Source organism: Allobaculum sp. Allo2, from assembly GCF_022701175.1.
GTDB classification, from domain to species: domain Bacteria; phylum Bacillota_I; class Bacilli_A; order Erysipelotrichales; family Erysipelotrichaceae; genus Allobaculum; species Allobaculum fili.
In genome coordinates, this window is sequence record NZ_CP078088.1 from 889,080 (window position 1) to 908,660 (window position 19,581).

A 19,581-nucleotide genomic window follows, 5' to 3' on the forward strand; every position below is an offset into this window, starting at 1 on the left:
GCTGCGACGTCACGGATCTCCCGTCTTTTGACCGGATCATTTACAGCGAAAAACGCAGTCTGGCCATTTCCGGCGTAATCGCCATTATCGTCTGCCTGGTCATCAACTATCAGGATCTGTCCTACCATCTGTTCCGATCGGATGCGCTCACGCTCAATCTGACCGCAGTTCCAGTCGAAGTTCTTGTGGATGAAAACAGCTATGAAGTTTCCGGCGTCCCGTCGACCGCGGATATTACCGTCGTCGGCGACAGCGCGGACATTCAGCTTGTCCGTACGCAAAACTCCGCTTCGATCACCGCGGATCTGCGCAACGCCGGCGAAGGATCCAATACCGTCGCCCTGACCGCTTCCGGTCTGCCGACCGGTCTGGACGTTACCGTCAATCCGGAAACCGTCAACGCGGTACTTTCCCGCAAATATACGAAAACGTATTTCATTTCCGCCGATCTGATCGTCGGAGCCGGCCAGTCGATCAACGCCTATCAGAAACCGAGCCTTTCGACGCGTTCGGTAACGATCAAGGCCACCCGCGACAAGCTCAACTCCATTCGCTTCGTTCGTGCGATTGTCGACACATCCGGCTATGAAGGCTCCTTCCAGGCCAAAGTCCCGCTCGTCGCCTACGACAGTTCCGGCAAGCAGGTCAACGTATCGATCACGCCATCGACCGTTACGGCCGATGTCCGCTTAGTCAGCGACGGCAGTCCCGACGGGGAAACCGCCGGACCGGATGCCGCTGATAAAAAGGCAAGCGACAGTTCCAGTACGGATTCGTCCAAGGCGGCAGACAATACAATGCCTTCTAATCCGCTGAAGTAGAAAAATTCGCAAATACAGGAGGTCAAATCGTCCTGTACATGGAATAAACCGCAAACAGGGTCTGCCTTGCACAGATCCTGTTTTATTTTGTGATTTTAAATACGTTGATCGGTACAATAAAATAGATTTGGAACTGCCCGGATTTCACCGTACATGCACAAAAAACGAGGACAGTCCAAAAGAGAACACCCGGGAGCAGCTGCTTTTCTTGCCTGCCGGGATCAGCCCAAAGCAGCCAGAACGCTTTGCTGCTCCTGAAAAACAAAGAACGAAACGAGCCGGCTTCCCCTTTGATTCAGGCGGCTCGCAAAAGCATATACAGAACAATCTATAGAAAAGAATGGAGACGATCTGCCATGGGAAAATACTTTGGAACCGACGGCGTGCGCGGGCGCGCCAATGAAGAGCTCACGCTCGATCAGTCGGTAAGAATCGGCCAGTGGCTTGGCTGGTATTATTCGCAAAATAAAAAGCACGCCAAAATTCTGATCGGACGCGATACGCGTCTTTCCGGATCGATGTTTGAACTCGGTCTGGCTGCCGGTGCTGTGAGTACGGGCGCGGATGTGTATCTGCTTGGCATATGCCCGACACCAGCCGTATCCTACCTGGTCCGTCACGAAGATTTCGATGCCGGCCTGATGGTTTCGGCTTCGCACAATCCGTATTACGACAATGGAATTAAAGTGTTCAATCACGAAGGCATCAAAATGGATGAGGACATCCTGCTGGCCATTGAAGACTATATGGACGGAAAAAGCGAAGTGCCGCTGGCGACCGGAGACGGCGTCGGCGAATACTTCAGCTGGCATCAGGGACTGGAACTTTACATGTCCAACCTGAAAAAGACCGTTCCAGTTGATCTGACCGGCCTGCACATCGCGGTGGATCTGGCCAACGGTTCCGCCTGCGCGACTGCAGTCGAAACGCTCGACGGCCTCGGCGCCCAGGTGGATGCGATTAACAACTCGCCAAACGGAGTCAACATCAACTACCGCTGCGGATCGACCCATCCGGAAGGTCTGCAGGAGTACGTGGTGGAAAACGAATGTGACCTCGGTCTGGCGTTTGACGGCGATGCCGATCGCCTGATCGCGGTGGACTCCGATGGAAATCTGATCAACGGGGATTACCTTCTTTATATTCTGGGTCATTCCATGCGCAAACGCGGCGAACTCAAAGACAATATGGTTGTAACGACCGTCATGGCCAACCTTGGCCTGTACAAAGCGTTCCAGCGGGATGCGTTTGATTTTGTACAGACTCCGGTCGGCGATAAATATGTCTATGAGGAGATGAGCCGCAACGACTACCGTCTTGGCGGCGAACAGTCCGGACACATTATTTTTACGGCGATGAAGTGACCGGCGACGGCCTGCTGACCGCGCTGAAACTGCTCCAGACCATTCAGGAGGAAAAAGCCACCATTCAGGAACTTTCCAAAGGCCTTTCCATTTATCCGCAGCTGCTGGAAAACGTAACGGTCAAGGACAAGACGATCGTCCTGAACGACGTCGATATCCAGGAACGCATTCATCAGGCGGAAGAAGGTCTCGGCGACAACGGCCGCATTCTGGTTCGCCCAAGCGGCACCGAACCGCTTATTCGCGTCATGGTCGAAGCTCCGACGCAGGTAGAGTGCGAGACGTACGTCCATATGGTGACGGATCTGATCATCGAAAAAGGCTACGCCGTCCAGTAACCCGAAAATACAGACGCTTTAATTCTGGATTTATTTCGATTTGCGAATCTGAATAGAGATTTCAAATCCGTAAAACTCTTGTAAAAAAGAAGACGCCCAAAGCGCCTTACGTTCTCATGTTGAATACGCATGCTGGAAAGGAGGGACGTTTTGCATGGAACAGCCATGCCAAACGGCAAAACCATGAAACGAGTAATCAATATTGTCGAAGACGAGAAGGATATTAATAATCTTGTCGCTCAGTACCTTATGAAAGAGGACTACGAAGTCCATTCCTACTACACCTATGAAGAAGCCAGCGCGCACGCCAAGGATGAAGACGTGCATCTGTGGATTCTCGACATCATGCTCGATGACAAATCCGGCTTCGATCTGCTTGAGGAAATCCGCCAGACCAATCCGGATACGCCGATTATTTTCATGTCCGCACGGGATAAGGAATTCGACCGCATTATCGGACTGGAAAAAGGATGCGACGACTACATCACCAAGCCGTTCTCTCCGAAGGAACTCGTTCTTCGCGTCAACAATCTGATCCGCCGCGCCTACAAGGATTCCAACAACCGCATTTTCATCGACGGCTACGAACTCGATGAAGAACAGCGCAAAGTGTATTCCGATCAGGAAGAAATCGAACTGACCACGAAGGAGTTCGACCTGCTCATGATGTTCATCAAGAACAAGGGCATCGCCTTCTCGCGCGAAAAATCCTGGAAAACGTCTGGGATGAAAACTACTTCGGAAGCGATCGCGTTGTCGATGACACCCTGCGTCGTCTGCGCAAGAAACTGCCGAAGCTCAACATTCATACGATTTACGGGTACGGATACCGTTTAGGCTAGCCGATGAAAAAATTTTTCAGGGAAAATTTCGCAAGCTGTCCCTCACCCAGCAGGTGATGGTTCTGATTTTGATGATGATCGTTTTCCTCGTGCTGTTTTTCTTGTTTTTCCTTTCCGACAGCGTGAGCAACGCGATCAACCGGCAGATGTATGATCTGCTTGAAGCCCGACAGGAACCGATCGTTCAGGCGGTTGTCAACGGCAAGAGCACCAGCAACGACCAGGAACTGTTCAACTTCCTGTCCGGCGATCCCAACATCCGCACGGCCATCGTTACGCCGAATAACTCGGTGATCATTTCCAAGGACGACGATCCGGCCAGTCAGGAATTTCTGAGCAGTCTTACGCCGAAAATACACGAACTGCTGCGCGCGCATGTGCCCGCCGCTGCGCTTGAGACGGAGTCCGACGGCAATTCGCCTTCTGTCCGGGCCAATGCGAGCGTGCTCGTCCGGCAGGGAATCGAAAAAATCATGACCGGCTTTACTATTATCGGTTAGAGCGGGTCGATACGAATGGTTCGCCAACGATTGTCGTGTCGTTCATGAACGATACGTACGCGGGCGAAATGCGCTCCTCGCTGATGGATTCCACCATTTACATCACCGTTCTTGTGTTCTTCCTGATGCTTATGGTGCTTCTGTTCTGGGTGTTCTCGATTATTCATCCGCTCAACCAGATCAAGTCCTACATCACGCAGATCAAGGAAGGCAAGGATGTCGATCTGTACATCAACCGCGATGACGAGATCGGCGATGTAGCCAGGAACTGCGTGCGCTGACCGAAGAGCTGGCCAAGCAGCAGAAGTCCAAGGAAGAAATGATTCACAACATTTCGCACGACTTAAAGACGCCGATCGCAACGATCAAGTCGTATTCCGAATCCATCAAGGACGGCATTTATCCCTACGGCGACCTGGAAGGCAGCGTTGACGTCATCCTCGATAACGCCAACCGCCTCGAGCAGAAAGTCCATTCGCTGCTGTACATGAACCGCGTCGAATATCTGGTTTCCTCGGATGCGGAAGGCGTATCCACCAACATGAAGGAAGTCATTGAAGAAGTCGTTCTTAACGCCAAGGTCATCCGTCCGGAAATCGAACTGATTACCGATCTTGAAGAAGTCTACTTCGACGGCCTTCTCGAAGCGTGGCGCGTAGCCATCGAAAACATTTTGCAGAACGCGTTCCGCTACTCGAAAAGCTATATCAAAATCGAACTCCATGAAAATGACCTGCGCATTTCCAACGACGGTCCAAAGATGGATGAATCGAGAATTCAGTCTCTGTTTTTGCCGTATATCAAAGGCGAGGGCGGACGCTTTGGCTTAGGTCTGTCCATCGTCGCCAAAGTCGTTCAGGCCAATAAGTACAAAGTCGAAGGCATGAATACAGAAGACGGCGTCTGCTTCCGGATTTACCGGGATGTGCCCAAACGCAGCAGCAGCCGCTTCAAAAACACCAGCAATCCAGTTTCCTATCTGAACGTGCAAAACTGGGGCAACTCCAGAAGACAGACTTCGCAGTTCAAAAAAGCGGCTCCGGATCAAAAACAGAAAAAGTCTTCGAGCGAAGGCAAGGACAAAAAGGAAAACGCCCAGACAGACGCGTCCAAAAACAAGGAATCGTCCGGCGCGTCCAGAAAAGGCCAGAGCGATTCGGCTTCCAGAAAAGCGAATGCGTCTTCCAGAGAGAAAAGCCGTTCCAGAAAGAACCGACAGAATCGAAACCATAAGTCTTCCGCTTCGCCAGAGGAAATGTCCGGCAAGGATCCGGCTGCCCAATCAAAATCCAGGACACAGGAGGACTCGATAAAATCGTCTTCTCGTTCCCGGAAAAATAAACCGGCTGCTTCCCAGAAGCATAAGCATCTGCTTGAGGAAGGACTGACGGTAAACGAAGCCGCCAGAAACGAATCGGCATTGGAAGCATCCAGCGCGCCTGAGATGACCGAATCCAAAGCCGAAAAAACGGATATTGCTGCCGCTTCCGCTGTCGAGTTGACGCCCAGAACGGATGTGAAAGTCCAGAGCCAGAGCGAAAACGGATCCACAATGACAGCCCCGGCAAAGCAAAACAACGTTTCTCCAGAAGCGCCAGATTCGGAATCTTCGACTTTGGAGGCAACGGCAGAAACGGACGCTTCTATAGCAGTGTCAGGCATCAAGCCAGGCACTCAGCCGGAAGGAGCTCCTGAAGCCGAGGTCGCAAACAGGACGGATTCTTCTTTGAAGACCGCCCAGCCGGATTCGGAAGATTCCGCAGTTGAACAGCCTCAGCTGAAATCTGGAAAATAGAGAAATCCGCATATAGCAGCTTTTTGCAGGAAAGAGCATTTGTTTCCTTATTAAAAATTACGGTCTGTGTAAACCGCCAGGTCGCGTACGACAGTACGGGCGCGTTTATACAGACCGCTTTTATACGTTTTAAGCCAGCCAGGAGAACCGCCCCTGCGAATGGACGGCAGCTTGTCAACCGACGTGCAGAGGAATATTTTGAATCCAGTAGACATCCGATGAAAAAGAAACGTATGTAAAAATAAATTATTGTTCGCGGAAATGACACGAGATGTTAAAAACTGGATACAATCGAGCATAGATCCACGAAAAACGGGAGGAAGATTTATGGACACGATCAGCATGGAAGAAATCCTGGCGATTTATCAAAAGGTCGGCGCTTCCCAAAGAAGACCGCTGTGATCCGCACGACGCTCAATAAAGGCACCCTGCGAAATCGTCTAGTGGTCAAAAGACCGAATGGCCGTTTTAACGGAGCGCGTCTGAAGAAAACCGAGAAATACTAGAGGTTTACTAACAAAGCGGGAGACAGACTGAAGAGTTCCTCCATCCGCCCCATGACCGAAAATAGTCGGTGTGATTAGGATCGTCTGGGACGGAATGCCTTTGAAAAATCCTTTTGTGGAAGAACCACGCATTACTAAAATATGCCGCCATTTCGTTGGCGGCTGTTTTTACGATTCGTATGTTTACCTGGTGCAGACTTTCAAAATCCGGGATGGAAAGAGCGCAACTTATGGCATGATGATCATAAGAAAACCGCTTTTCCCGGAGCTTCTTTCCAACTCTGAAAGAAGCGGTATTTAGGAGGAACTATGAAAATTGCAACTATCGGCTCTGGTGCGATTGTGGATCAGGCTTACGCGTCCTTCGCCCAGATTCCTTCCATTGAACCAGCCGCTGTCTATTCGAGGACAATGGAAAAAGCCAGAGCGTACGCCGATCGCCATCATGTTACAAAGACGTATGACAATCTGGAGGAAATGCTGGCGGATGAAGAAATCGATACCGTCTATATTGCTTCGCCAAACTCTCTGCACGTACCGCAGGCAAAAAAGCGCTGGAAGCGGGCAAGAACGTCATTCTCGAAAAGCCGTTTGCGGCCAGCGTCGCTCAGGCCCAGGAACTCTTCGATCTTGCTGAGAAAAACGGTGTAATGATTTTTGAAGCCATCACTAGCATTCACACCCCAAACTTCCATATTCTTCAGGACAATCTTTCCAGAGCGGGAAAAATCCGGGAATGCGTCTTCAACTTTTCGCAGTATTCCCGGAAGTACACACGGTACATGGAAGGCATTGTCGATAATGTGTTCAATCCAGAAATGGAAGGCGGTGCGCTGATGGATATCGCCATTTATAACATCCATCTTGCATTGGCTCTGTTTGGAAAGCCGAAGGAAGTCTTCTATTATCCGCTCAAGGGATGGAACGGCATCGATTCGAGCGGCGTTCTGATTCTGATTTATCCTGAATGGATCGTTACATCTATTGGATCCAAGGATTCTTCCAGCGACTATCTGGCCGTCATTCAGGGGAAAAGGGAACCTTCCGTATTGGAAAAGGCAGTACCGGGAAAATGGAATATATCGACTTCGTCGCTCCGGCCAGAGAAAACGAAAAGAATGAAGCCGAACAGATTTCCATCGATCAGGGCCTGCACATGGTTTATGAATTTGCGGATTTTGAAAAAGCAATTTCCAGCCACGATGAAAAAGCCTATGAGAAATACAAAGAGGAAACGCTGGCTGCTCTGTCTGTTCTGGAAGAAGCCAGAGCGCAGATGAACGCCAGAAAGTGATCCGCAGGCGGGTCTCTTTTCACATTGAGATAAACAGAAAAGCTCCTGTCTCTTTCGCCGTAATTGAACGACGGAAAAGTACAGGAGCTTTCTCCTTTTGAACACCTGCAGCGGGGTGCGAGGGAGGGGATCGGAAATACGAAAAACGGAATTGCGAAGCTATTCGAATCCAGATCGGCATTGGCCAAAGGAAAGAATGCGCCAATCCCCTATGACGCCGAATTATCTGGCGGCCGATCGACGGCTGCGCACCTGTAAAACCAGAGCGACAACAGCCAGAATGGCGGCAGGCGTCAGAAATTCAATGGCGCGTGCGGTCACAAACGCCCAGTACGGGGCGGAAGAGACGACCGGCGCGGAAAGAAAATAGCGCACGTAGTCCCACAGGAAGTCAGAGCGAAAAAGCCGGCCATCAGCCCCGCGCCAATCCACCAGTATTTTGGTTTTTCATACCTTCTCCTTTCATATTTCAATACACCTGTATGTTTTGCTTCTGCAGGACGATTCAGAAAGGTTCAGCTCCAGAACGGCAACTGAAAAGAACAAAGTCTTTGATTGCCATCCCTGCAGAAGAAAACGCGTATTTACTCCAGAACGATTTCGATACCGTCCGGTTTTCTCATGACCGAATCGACAAAAGACTGTACCCAGCTTTTGGAAATGTCCATTCCTTCGGCAGTGATGTAATGATTAGCGGCCATATCGTCGTTATATTCGTGAATGGTCGTAGTCCGGTATTCGCGAAGATCCGGCGAGATCCAGGTGATCGTCGGGGTGAATCGGATATCGGAAAAGGATGCTTTATGCGTATCAAAATCGTAGCTCAGGGTGAAGTTCGCCATGCCGCCGACCATGGTTTCGTTGGTGTTCTGCGCGGAGACGAAATTGCCCAGCGAGTAGTACACGAGCGTCTCCTGTTCGGGACTTTTGATGATTTCAACCGGCTCGATGACATGCGGATGGGTACCGATGATTACTTCCACCCCTTTGGAGTTCAGATAGTTCGCGACTTCAATCTGTTCCGCATTTGGGGAGGTCTGATATTCGTCGCCCCAGTGCATCGCGACGATCTGCACATCGCTGACGGCGTTCAGGGCGTCGAGCTTCTGATCGATCAGTTCATAGTTGATGGGTCCGTTTCCGCTGCGGTAGACATCCACGAGCCAGGGCATATCTGCGGGAATGGCGCCTTCCAGACCGTAGGTGAATCCGCAAAGTCCAACGCGAATGCCGTTGATGTTTCGAACAACGGGCGCGGCTGCGTCTTCTTCACTGACAAAGGCACCGGTTTCGGAAAGATCCGGATAATGTTCGCGCATATATTCCTTTTCGTAGATCAGGCCCTGCGCTGTTGCATCCAGAGAGTGATTGCTGGAAATGGAGAACCAGTCAAAGCCGGAAGCCATCAGCGAATCGATCATTTCGATCGGCCCATTGAAGGCGGGGTAGCCGGAAAGGCCAAACGCATCGCCGGCGCAGACCGTTTCAAAGTTGCAGTAGGCAAGGTCTGCACTTTGAAAATACGGAACGGTCATTTCATAAATCGGGGTGAAATCCCTGCTGTTGTGGTCCTGCTCATAGTAGACGAAAATCGTATCGTGAAGCAGATTGTCGCCAACGCCGGTAAACGTAAAAGACGAAGTGGAATCCCCGCTTTTTGAGCGCCGGCGGTCGGCTGCCCGCTCTTTTCACTGGCTTGGTCTGCTGAATTTCCATCCATGCTGACCCAGCGGGAAGGAGAAAAGCGATTTCCAAAAAGAGAACGCCGCAGACCAGGGCTCCAGCCGCAATTGCGGAAACCCAGATCCACCCGGTTTTCCGTCTGCGTGTCCTGGAAGAGCGAGGCTGGTGTTCAGAAGATGGGTTCCTGGATGAAGATGCCATAGCCGTGTACCTTTCTTTTTCTTTCTTGAGAAGTCCGGTTTCCACGGACGAAAATGCCGTCGCAGGAGTTCTTTAAGAAACTCTGGAAGAGAATTTTTAATCCCGACAGGCACAAATACTGTGTTCATTATTTCATCTGGCTAACTAAAGCTCAATGAAGCCGGTGTGATCGGGGTCGGTTCGGCGCAAATGAAGAATATTAAAGAAGAAGATAAAAGAAGGCAGAGGATCCAGGCCGCCGAACGCGTTTCTGGAAAATGCGGGATTCAATGGAAAAGCAAAGAAATACAAACCATTCGTTTTCAAAAGGCGAAAGGCTCTGTTGAAGACGAAAAGAAAATTTTGCATGCTTTTCCATACAGGGAAAAACAGATAAAAAATCGATAGAGGAAAAGACTATGAAGCCAATTGAACTGAATCCAGATCGGACAATCCTGCTGATTATTGATATGCAGAAAGGATTTGTGGATGCCGACTCTCCATTTTGCGTAGCGATGGCCAGATCAACGATTCCCGCGCTGGCGGCGACCGTAGAAGAAGCGAGAAATGCTGGCGTGACGATCGCCTGGGTATGCCGTCTGCATGCGAAAGACGGCAGTGATCTCGAAGCTTTCCGCAGACAGAAACTGGAAGATCTGGATCAGTGTGATCTGTTCCATCCATCGGGATCGGGTTTTGCGCTTGCTCAGGGACTGTACAGAGCGCCCGAAGATCTCTTTATCCCCAAGACGCGCTACAGTGCTTTTTTCAGACTACGCTCAAAGAGGAACTGGAACAAAGAGGGATAGAGACTGTGCTGGTGAGCGGAACGCAGACGCCAAACTGCGTACGGGCCACGGCCTTTGACGCCTTTCAGTACGGCTATCGGACGATTCTGCTCGAAAACTGCACTTCGTCGGCAAATCCTCAGGTGCAGAAAGCCAATCTGGACGATCTGGAAAAGGCGGGGATTGAACGGATATCTGATTTTCAGGATTTGTGCTGGAGAGCGGATAAATAAACATAAAGAGAGAGGAAAGTATCGGATTCAGATTGCATAGGGAAACGGGTCAAAAGTCTCGTGAAAAATATTAGAAAAATCGCATACAAATTGCTTGCATCGAATGTTAGCGCGTGGTATTCTAATTGAGCGCTGAGGGAAATCGCTTCTCTCAGTCGTCAAATCACCTTTAGATATCGAAGAAAACAGCTTAAGTGAAAATCATGAAGAAATTCACAAATAACTGTTGACAGAGATTTCTGCAGATGATATGATAAACAAGCCTTGTGAGAGACATTGATCTTCTCACAAACAGATGGCTCTTTGAAAACTTTACAGACAGATCAAGAAATTCGAAATACACAACGTCGATTCTTAAAATCACAATAAGTACTCGAACAATCATTTATTCACGAAACATTAAACGCATAAGCGTTTGAGTCAATATCAAATGGAGAGTTTGATCCTGGCTCAGGATGAACGCTGGCGGCATGCCTAATACATGCAAGTCGAACGGATATCTTCGGATATCAGTGGCGAACGGGTGAGTAACACGTAGATAACCTGCCCATACCCGGGGATACGCTTTGGAAACGAAGTCTAAAACCCCATAGGAAAGAAGAAGGCATCTTCTTCTTTTGAAACAGGCGTTTGCCTGGGGGACGGATGGATCTGCGGTGCATTAGTTAGTTGGCGAGGTAACAGCTCACCAAGACGATGATGCATAGCCGGCCTGAGAGGGCGATCGGCCACACTGGGACTGAGACACGGCCCAGACTCCTGCGGGAGGCAGCAGTAGGGAATTTTCGTCAATGGGCGCAAGCCTGAACGAGCAATGCCGCGTGAGCGAAGAAGGTCTTCGGATCGTAAAACTCTGTTGCGGGGAAAAAGGAAGGAAAGAGGAAATGCTTTTCTTTTGATGGTACCCCGCCAGAAAGTCACGGCTAACTACGTGCCAGCAGCCGCGGTAATACGTAGGTGGCAAGCGTTATCCGGAATGATTGGGCGTAAAGGGTGCGCAGGCTGCGCGTCAAGTCTGAAGTGAAAGGTACGGGCTTAACCGGTACAGGCTTTGGAAACTGGCACGCTAGAGGACAGGAGAGGGCGGTGGAACTCCATGTGTAGCGGTAAAATGCGTAGATATATGGAAGAACACCAGTTGCGAAGGCGACCGCCTGGACTGTTGCTGACGCTCAGGCACGAAAGCGTGGGGAGCAAATAGGATTAGATACCCTAGTAGTCCACGCCCTAAACGATGAGGAGCAGGTGTCGGAGGGAGGACCCCGGTGCCGAAGCTAACGCAGTGACTCCTCCGCCTGGGGAGTATGCACGCAAGTGTGAAACTCAAAGGAATTGACGGGGGCCCGCACAAGCGGTGGAGTATGTGGTTTAATTCGAAGCAACGCGAAGAACCTTACCAGGCCTTGACATAGGACGCGAAGACTTAGAGATAAGTTGGAGGTTACCGTCCATACAGGTGGTGCATGGTTGTCGTCAGCTCGTGTCGTGAGATGTTCAGTTAAGTCTGGCAACGAGCGCAACCCTCGTGATATGTTGCTACCATTGAGTTGAGAACTCATATCAGACTGCCGGTGACAAACCGGAGGAAGGCGGGGATGACGTCAAATCATCATGCCCCTTATGGCCTGGGCTACACACGTACTACAATGGCGTCTACAAAGGGAAGCGAACCTGTGAAGGGAAGCGAACCCCATAAAAGACGTCCCAGTTCGGATTGAAGTCTGCAACCCGACTTCATGAAGTTGGAATCGCTAGTAATCGCGGATCAGCATGCCGCGGTGAATACGTTCCCGGGCCTTGTACACACCGCCCGTCAAACCATGGAAGCCGGCAACGCCCGAAGCCGACGGCATAACCCTTAAAGGGAGTGAGTCGTCTAAGGCGGGGCCGACGACTGGGGTTAAGTCGTAACAAGGTATCCCTACGGGAACGTGGGGATGGATCACCTCCTTTCTAAGGAGAAAGTACAAGGAAGTCCATAGGCGAAAGCCGATGGCAAAGAGTAATGAGTGAGGATTTGTCTGTGAGGTTTTGGAAGAGCGATCTTCCAGGACAGAAAGAAGGATAAATAGTTATCTTTCCTTTTGTTCCAAGAATGGATCTTTGAAAAACGAGCATCAGTAAGAAGACATAACAGAAGGTCTAACGAAAAGTTGAAGAGTAATAAAGATTTAACCGAAAGTTGGAAACAGTTAGTGGAACAGTTCTTACGAAATAGAAAAATCTCGAAACAAGCATAACTAGAACCAAAGTTAGAGAACTAGATCAAGCAAGGAAGGGCGTACGGAGGATGCCTTGCCACTCTTGAATGATGAAGGACGCGTCAGGCTGCGAAAAGCCGTGCCGAGCTGTCAGGAAGCGACGACACACGGATATCCGAATGGGGGAACCCGGCTGGTTTTATAGCCAGTCATCCATGCAAATGGAGAGAAACCCGGTGAACTGAAACATCTAAGTAGCCGGAGGAAAAGAAAACAAAAGTGATTTTCCGAGTAGCGGCGAGCGAAAGGGAAAGAGCCCAAACCATAGCGATATGGGGTTGTAGGACCGCTGGAAATGAAAGACGAGCGAACGGGAACGCGATGGAAAGCGCGGACAGAGAAGGTGAAATCCCTGTACCGGCAAGCGAGTCGAGTAAGGAGCGGAATCCTGAGTACAACGGGACACGTGAAATCCTGTTGGAAGCAGGCGGGACCATCCGCCAAGGCTAAATAAGTAAGAGTGAGCGATAGAGAAGAGTACCGTGAGGGAAAGGTGAAAAGAACCGCGCAAGCGGAGTGAAAGAGAACCTGAAACCGTATGCCTGCAAGAAGTCAGAGCCCGACCAAGGGTGATGGCGTGCCTTTGTAGAATGAACCGGCGAGTTGCTTTTGAATGCAAGGTTAAGCGGGAAAACGCGAAGCCGAAGCGAAAGCGAGTCTTAAGAGGGCGGCAAGTAGTCAGGAGCAGACCCGAAACCGGGTGATCTAGCCATGGGCAGGTTGAAGCAGAGGTGAAACTTTGTGGAGGACCGAACCGACCATCGTTGAAAAGCTGGCGGATGACCTGTGGCTGGCGGAGAAATTCCAATCGAACCCGGAGATAGCTGGTTCTCCCCGAAATAGCTTTAGGGCTAGCGTCAATGTTATGGCTGCGGAGGTAGAGCGCTGAATTCATGATGGCCCCATCCCGGGGTACTGAATGGAATCAAACTTACGAATGCCGCAGCGGGAAGTCGTTGGCAGTCAGAGTGCGGGTGATAAGGTCCGTGCTCAAGAGGAAACAGCCCAGACCGCCGTTTAAGGCCCCAAAATGACAGCTCAGTGGAAAGGATGTGGGGACGCACGGACAACTAGGAGGTTGGCTCAGAAGCAGCCATCCTTGAAAGAGTGCGTAACAGCTCACTAGTCGAGTGGCCCTGCGCCGAAAATGTACCGGGGCTAAGCTGTCTGCCGAAAGCGCGGATTAAGTACTGAAGTATTTAGTGGTAGGGGAGCGTTGCATGTTCGTGGAAGCATTACCGTAAGGGGATGTGGAGGACATGGAAGTGAGAATGCCGGTGTGAGTAGCGAGATGCAGGTGAGAATCCTGCACACCGAAAGCCCAAGGATTCCGGGGAAGGTTCGTCCGCCCGGGTCAGTCGGGACCTAATGCGCAGCCGACAGGCGAAGCAGATGGAAAAGCAGGCGAAGATTCCTGCACCTGAGATAAAGGCGATGGAGTGACAAAGACGGGAAGTGTGACCCTCTTAATGGATTGAGGGCGAAGCGCGGCAGTACCGGTCCAGGCAAATCCGGACCGGAGGTACAGAGCGTTAGAGGTAAGCGAAATCCTTGGAAAGTAGCGAAGCACATGGAGCGGCTTTCAAGAAAAGCTTCTAGCGATACTTTATCTTGGCCCGTACCAAAACCGACACAGGTGGGCGGCAAGAGAATTGTAAGGTGAGCGAGAGAACTGTTGCCAAGGAACTCGGCAAAATGGCCCCGTACGTTCGCAAGAAGGGGCGCTCGAGAGAGCCGCAGTGAAAAGGCCCAAGCGACTGTTTAACTAAAACACAGCTCTATGCAAAGCCGTAAGGCGAAGTATATGGGGTGACACCTGCCCGGTGCTGGAAGGTTAAGGGGATCTGTGAGTCCGCAAGGAGGAAGCAGTGGTCCGAAGCCCCAGTGAACGGCGGCCGTAACTATAACGGTCCTAAGGTAGCGAAATTCCTTGTCAGGTAAGTTCTGACCCGCACGAAAGGTGAAACGATTTGGGCGCTGTCTCGGCAGCAGACTCGGTGAAATCTTAGTACCTGTGAAAATGCAGGTTACCCGCAACTAGACGGAAAGACCCCATGGAGCTTTACTGCAGCCTGGTATTGGGTTTTGGATGATCATGTACAGGATAGGCGGGAGGCGAAGAAAAGAGTACGCCAGTATTCTTGGAGCCGACGTTGGGATACCGCCCCTGATGATTTGAAGCCCTAACATAGAGATGACTCATAGACAGTGCCAGGCGGGCAGTTTGACTGGGGCGGTCGCCTCCCAAAGAGTAACGGAGGCGCCCAAAGGTGCGTTCAGTCTGGATGGAAACCAGATATAGAGTGTAAATGCATAAGCGCGCCTGACTGCGAGGCCAACAAGCCGAGCAGGGACGAAAGTCGGGATTAGTGATCCGGCGGTGCCGAATGGAAGGGCCGTCGCTCAACGGATAAAAGCTACCCTGGGGATAACAGGCTGATCCCGCCCAAGAGTTCACATCGACGGCGGGGTTTGGCACCTCGATGTCGGCTCATCGCATCCTGGAGCTGGATTCGGTTCCAAGGGTTGGGCTGTCCGCCCATTAAAGCGGTACGCGAGCTGGGTTCAGAACGTCGTGAGACAGTTCGGTCCCTATCTGTTGTGGGCGCAGGAGATCTGAGGGAAGCTGTCCTTAGTACGAGAGGACCGGGATGGACCTGCCAATGGTGCACCGGTTGTTACGCCAGTAGCATAGCCGGGCAGCCAAGCAGGGATCGGATAAGCGCTGAAAGCATCTAAGCGCGAAGCCGAGCCCAAGATAAGATCTGCGGTATATAAGACCCCTTGAAGACGACAAGGCGATAGGCTGGAGATGGAAGCGAAGCGATTCGTGGAGTTGGCCAGTACTAATCGGTCGAAAGCTTAATCTAAGATTCGAGAAAGCTATACGCAAGAAGCCACTACGAAACCAACGATCGCGTTAGATCGTTATGTTGGAAGACTGATGTTTGTTTTTGGAAGATCCATTCGAAAAATCTAATGTATGGTGGCGATAGCCTGCAGGATACACCCGGAAACATATCGAACCCGGCCGTTAAGCTGCAGAACGCCGACAATAGCCGCAAGGCAAAGATAGGAAGCTGCCAGACAAAATGAAATCCCCGAAGGATAAAGGAGAGATCCAATATCTTTCGGGGTTTTTTCGTTTTATTGGGAAGAGCGTTTTCAGGATTTTTTCTGAAGACGACTTTTCGGCCAGCCTTTCCTTTGGAAATCAGATTCATTTTAACCAGGCGATTTGCGGCTTTAGATGCACTTTGTACTGTATTGAGCGAATCAATTTCGTCACAGATCTGGACTAGAGTCAAAGTTTCGTATCGAGAAAACAGAGCCAGAATCGCATGATCCGTCGTATTCATGTCGGTGTTCGTGGCGCTTTCGGAATCGGGCACTGTTGGTGGAGTAGTATCTGTATCGCGATTGGATATGAGATTCTCGTTGAAGGTATAGAAGGAAGAACGGTGCTGCTGATGACAGATTAAAATCTTTTGAGCGGTCAATTCCTGAAGCAGAGAAGAAATTTCCACCGGGTCGAGTTTTAAAACAGGTTCCATGCGCCGAACGGTTACCTGTTTTTCATTTAGAGCGATGGATAGAATCATTTTTCGTTCTCAGATAACGAGTGAAAGACATTCGGTCCTAAGCGGTTGATCAAATCTTTTTCGGTATTGCTTGAGAGTCCTGCGGTCAGCCATAGCCGTAATTCCACTTGCTGCAGGGTGACATTGTCATAGAGATCCGGCTCTTGCCATCCTTTTTCTTTCCAGATCTTCAGTATGGTTGGAATACCCGATCCAATATTGTCGCATAAGCCGATCATTCGAAACATCTGCTGTATTTTCGGATTTCGGGCTGACGTATGGCCTCCTTTAAAAATTTCACTTACTGGGATTTTCAGGTTTCCAGGATTTGAAAAAAGCAGATTGTCTTCATATCGGACGACTCTAAGGGATCCGCTGGTTCTGTAATTGGCATGAATGACCATATTGATCACTGCTTCTCGAATCGCTTTATGGGTATCGGTATCATCTACCCGGGTCATCCCGTCAAGCTGAAACGGTGCTGGCAGATCTCTGGTCAGGCGGGGCAGGATTAGATGTACGAAAGTGTACAGATTGTTTTCCCATTGGCCGTCGATTGTCAGGCGATCGGACCAGCGCTGACCAGGCATCATCTTCGCCTGATTCAGATAATCCATAAAGAGAGCGCTGAAGCGTTCTCGAATGGAAAGACCTTTTCCAAACATAAGCAAGCCGGCTTCGGTCAGAAACTCCTGGCCGGTTTGTCTGTTTCTGGCAAATCCTCCAATATGCAGAATAAAATCCTCATCGGAGTATGTATTAAAGATATGTCCTCGGTTCTGTACCTCAAATTCATTTCGGTAAGCATGGAGTGAATTGAGGTCGATATCCGCCATCGTATACCCTTCTAGCACGGCTCCATCCAGCCCTTGATCCGAACTGTCCTGAAGCATCGATCGCACTTCATCTTCGGAACAGTGGTAATCGCCTTCGTAATTGCGCCGAAAGGTTCCTTTAAAGGGATTTCCGTTAATATAAACCGGACGAAAGTGATAGGACGCGCGAGGAATATCGATCTGCAGAACGGACTTGTCGTCAATATTCAGGATCTGGACATCCTGATCCAGAAGAATATTTGCGCTGACTTTTCTCCATTCATAGTGTCCCAGAATTCTTTTTCCTTTTGTTTGGATTCGAAACACCTAGAACGGTAAATCGCTTGGCTCTGTCGAATTCTTTAAGGTTTTCTTCAATTCCTAATAAAATAGTGCCTCCATGCGTATTGGCAAAAGATGAGTACGTTTCCCATAAATCTTTCGGGATCTCATTGGCTGCTTTCTTACATTCTAGAGTAAGATGCTCTCCGTTTTGAAGGATTGAATTCAGTTTTTCCTGGTCGGTCATGCAAGCTCTCCTTTCATTGATATAAGCAGTACAAGATTCCTCTTTTCAGCCTGGAGGCAGTGCGTGAGGAACTGGCGAACAGACTTCTCTAAGTTGATGATATTATCAGAAAAATTGAACATCAACTGAGAGGGCGGATTATCCTGAAAATCAGTTGATGTTCAACCAGAAATGGTTGATGTTCAACCAGAATCAGTTGATGTTCAACCAGAATCAGTTGATGTTCAACCAGAATCAGTTGATGTTTAATCAGAATCAGTTGATGTTCAACCAGAACCGGTTGAAGTGAGGCAGAAAGTTGATAGTGAGGGATAAAATGAATATCCGAGAAGCTGCCTGACCCGATTACGCAGGAATCTTCTAGTTAGTTAGTGATAGTTTCTTTTATGGCTGACACGTTTTCGTATCTTTAGCGAATTCAAGCAATCGTCAAACTGCGGTCGACTAAAAACAGCTGAATGAAATGGGACTCTGTTCAGGAATGAGGAATCTCGCCGAAAGATAAAGGCAAAATCCGGTATCTTACGGAGAGTTTTCTTTGGAAATGGGAGGTCCAAAGCCCTTAGGCCAGCCGTCTGAGAAGCCGGGGATGAGGTTTTGGGAATGGTGACGCGTGTGATAGAGTACACCATTGGAGGTTTTTTGATGCATAAAATGGAATCGATGGAGATCCGCCGTCTGGTACTGTCCATGTCTGTGCCAATTGCACTGAGCATGCTGATGTCGGCTCTCTATAATATTATCGACAGCATGTACGTGGCCGGCTACTCTCAGGAAGCACTGCTTTCGGTCAGTCTGTGTTCCCCATACAGAGTTTGATGATCGCCATTGCCTGCGGTACAGGTGTCGGTTTCAATACGGTCCTTTCCCGCTATCTTGGAGAACATAATCGGGAAATGGCGAGTCAGGCAGTTCTGAACGGTCTGTTTCTTTCTCTGATCAACTGGCTGATTTTCCTTCTGTTCGGTCTGTTTGGATCATGGGCATTCCTTGCGCTTTTCACGCAGGATACGGGAGTGCTTATGCAGGGAAATGTATATCTACAGATTTGCTGCGGCTGTTCCTTTGCAATCTTCTTCCAGATCACGTACGAGCGAATCATGCAGGCGGTGGGCCGTCCGATGTATAACCTGGCTATTCAGGGAACAGGCGCTCTGATTAATATTTTCCTGGATCCGCTGTTCATCTTCACCTTCAATATGGGTACGGCGGGAGCGGCGGTTGCAACCGTGATTGGCCAGATCGTAGCCATGGGGTTAGGAATCTGGATCACCTATCGAAAAGTCCCGGAGATTCATACAAATCTCAAAATGTTCCGCTGGGATCCGGTACTGCTTGGCCGCATTTTGAAAATCGGCATTCCGGCAATGGTCATGCAGGCAGTTATGAGTTTTATGTCTGTGTTCATGAACTGGATTCTGATGCCGTTTTCGTCTATGGCCGTTTCGGTATTCAATGTCTATACCCGTCTTCAGCAATTTGTTTTCATGGCGGTTATGGGCCTGAGCAACGCGCTCATCCCGATTGTCGCGTTCAACTATGGTGCGAGAAGAATGGATCGGATCGTCCCGGCGGTTCGTTTTTCACTGCTTCTGGCTTGTGCCATCATGGTGTTTGGAACGGTGCTGTTCCAGCTGATCCCGTCTCAGCTTCTCTCGATGTTCAATGCGGATCAGTCCATGTATGCGATCGGCATTCCCTGCCTGCGCGTCCTTTCCTGGAGCTTTGTATTCGCTGGCGTATCGATGATTCTCTGCTCTGCGTTTCAAGCCCTTGGGTATGCAGGAATCAGTCTTGTGATCACCCTGCTTCGTCAGCTCGTTCTTCCTGTTCCGCTTACCTGGGTTCTTGCCCGTCTCTTCGGTCTTGATCTTTCCTGGTATTCGTTTGTGATTACGGAAATTCTCTGCGCTGGAATCTCCGTTCTGGAATGGCAGAGAATTAAAAGAAAGACGGTAAAGCATTTAAGTGCAGCCACAGCTTAGCCATTCACATGCCAGATCGGACGTACGTCCGATTGGGACTTCAATTTGTTTTATACTCAATCGCAA

At 49.9% G+C, this 19,581-nt stretch carries 11 protein-coding genes, 3 rRNA genes and 5 pseudogenes; 15 read left to right on the forward strand and 4 right to left on the reverse strand.

Annotated elements, in window-relative coordinates:
* The first annotated feature begins 158 nt into the window (after nt 1-158).
* From KWG61_RS05140 to KWG61_RS05175, 8 genes and pseudogenes are all read left to right on the forward strand, one after another.
* Nucleotides 159-821, forward strand: coding sequence for a YbbR-like domain-containing protein (locus tag KWG61_RS05140; RefSeq protein ID WP_256460835.1), 663 nt, complete (start codon nt 159-161; stop codon nt 819-821).
* A gap of 356 nt (nt 822-1,177) precedes the next feature.
* A pseudogene (gene glmM / locus KWG61_RS05145) lies at nt 1,178-2,523 on the forward strand (phosphoglucosamine mutase).
* 183 nt (nt 2,524-2,706) lie between these two features.
* Nucleotides 2,707-3,365 (forward strand): annotated as a pseudogene (locus tag KWG61_RS05150) (response regulator transcription factor).
* Between the two features lie 56 nt (nt 3,366-3,421).
* Entirely contained in the window at nt 3,422-3,865 is a 444-nt protein-coding gene (locus KWG61_RS05155; RefSeq protein ID WP_367614336.1) for a hypothetical protein, read from the forward strand.
* A 44-nt stretch (nt 3,866-3,909) separates the two neighbouring features.
* Nucleotides 3,910-4,146 carry a hypothetical protein gene (locus KWG61_RS05160; RefSeq protein WP_242745151.1) on the forward strand — a complete coding sequence of 79 codons (237 nt, stop codon included), beginning with the start codon at nt 3,910-3,912 and terminating at the stop codon, nt 4,144-4,146.
* A 38-nt stretch (nt 4,147-4,184) separates the two neighbouring features.
* Nucleotides 4,185-5,660 carry a sensor histidine kinase KdpD gene (locus KWG61_RS05165; RefSeq protein ID WP_242745152.1) on the forward strand — a complete coding sequence of 492 codons (1,476 nt, stop codon included), beginning with the start codon at nt 4,185-4,187 and terminating at the stop codon, nt 5,658-5,660.
* 815 nt (nt 5,661-6,475) lie between these two features.
* Nucleotides 6,476-6,765: pseudogene (locus KWG61_RS05170) on the forward strand (Gfo/Idh/MocA family protein); the annotation flags it as partial.
* A gap of 473 nt (nt 6,766-7,238) precedes the next feature.
* Complete coding sequence (locus KWG61_RS05175; RefSeq protein WP_242745156.1) at nt 7,239-7,460, forward strand: hypothetical protein; 222 nt, start codon at nt 7,239-7,241, stop codon at nt 7,458-7,460.
* 222 nt (nt 7,461-7,682) lie between these two features.
* On the opposite strand, the gene KWG61_RS05180 is transcribed toward KWG61_RS05175, so the two are convergent.
* A complete protein-coding gene (locus tag KWG61_RS05180) occupies nt 7,683-7,835 on the reverse strand; it encodes a hypothetical protein (RefSeq protein ID WP_242745158.1) in 153 nt (50 codons plus the stop codon).
* 209 nt (nt 7,836-8,044) lie between these two features.
* Nucleotides 8,045-9,073, reverse strand: a pseudogene (locus tag KWG61_RS05185) (CapA family protein); the annotation flags it as partial.
* A gap of 436 nt (nt 9,074-9,509) precedes the next feature.
* Here KWG61_RS05185 and KWG61_RS05190 point away from each other — a divergent pair.
* The 5 genes and pseudogenes from KWG61_RS05190 to rrf all read left to right on the forward strand — a co-directional run bounded on the left by KWG61_RS05190 (nt 9,510) and on the right by rrf (nt 15,694).
* Nucleotides 9,510-9,731, forward strand: coding sequence for a hypothetical protein (locus tag KWG61_RS05190; protein WP_242745159.1), 222 nt, complete (start codon nt 9,510-9,512; stop codon nt 9,729-9,731).
* Nucleotides 9,732-9,793: 62 nt separating this feature from the next.
* A pseudogene (locus tag KWG61_RS05195) lies at nt 9,794-10,344 on the forward strand (cysteine hydrolase family protein).
* 427 nt (nt 10,345-10,771) lie between these two features.
* Nucleotides 10,772-12,297: ribosomal RNA gene (locus tag KWG61_RS05200) — 16S ribosomal RNA — on the forward strand.
* Nucleotides 12,298-12,607: 310 nt separating this feature from the next.
* Nucleotides 12,608-15,475, forward strand: a 23S ribosomal RNA gene (locus KWG61_RS05205).
* A gap of 112 nt (nt 15,476-15,587) precedes the next feature.
* Nucleotides 15,588-15,694: ribosomal RNA gene (gene rrf / locus KWG61_RS05210) — 5S ribosomal RNA — on the forward strand.
* Together the 16S, 23S and 5S rRNA genes form the textbook arrangement of a ribosomal RNA operon.
* Before the next feature lie 509 nt (nt 15,695-16,203).
* On the opposite strand, the gene KWG61_RS05215 is transcribed toward rrf, so the two are convergent.
* On the reverse strand, nt 16,204-17,079 hold the full coding sequence (locus KWG61_RS05215; protein ID WP_242745161.1) for an ATP-binding protein: 876 nt from the start codon (nt 17,077-17,079) through the stop codon (nt 16,204-16,206).
* 202 nt (nt 17,080-17,281) lie between these two features.
* Nucleotides 17,282-17,530 (reverse strand): helix-turn-helix domain-containing protein, encoded by a 249-nt coding sequence (locus KWG61_RS05220; protein WP_242745163.1) that lies wholly within the window; start codon nt 17,528-17,530, stop codon nt 17,282-17,284.
* A gap of 645 nt (nt 17,531-18,175) precedes the next feature.
* On the opposite strand from KWG61_RS05220, the gene KWG61_RS05225 reads away from it, so the two are divergent.
* Both KWG61_RS05225 and KWG61_RS05230 read left to right on the forward strand, forming a co-directional pair.
* The gene (locus KWG61_RS05225) at nt 18,176-18,349 is read left to right on the forward strand and encodes a hypothetical protein (protein ID WP_242745164.1); all 174 of its coding nucleotides are present in this window, start codon (nt 18,176-18,178) and stop codon (nt 18,347-18,349) included.
* Nucleotides 18,349-19,515, forward strand: a complete 1,167-nt coding sequence (locus KWG61_RS05230) for an MATE family efflux transporter (RefSeq protein WP_242745165.1) — start codon at nt 18,349-18,351, stop codon at nt 19,513-19,515. Before KWG61_RS05225 ends, KWG61_RS05230 begins: the two co-directional genes overlap by 1 nt.
* Nucleotides 19,516-19,581 lie beyond the last annotated feature (66 nt).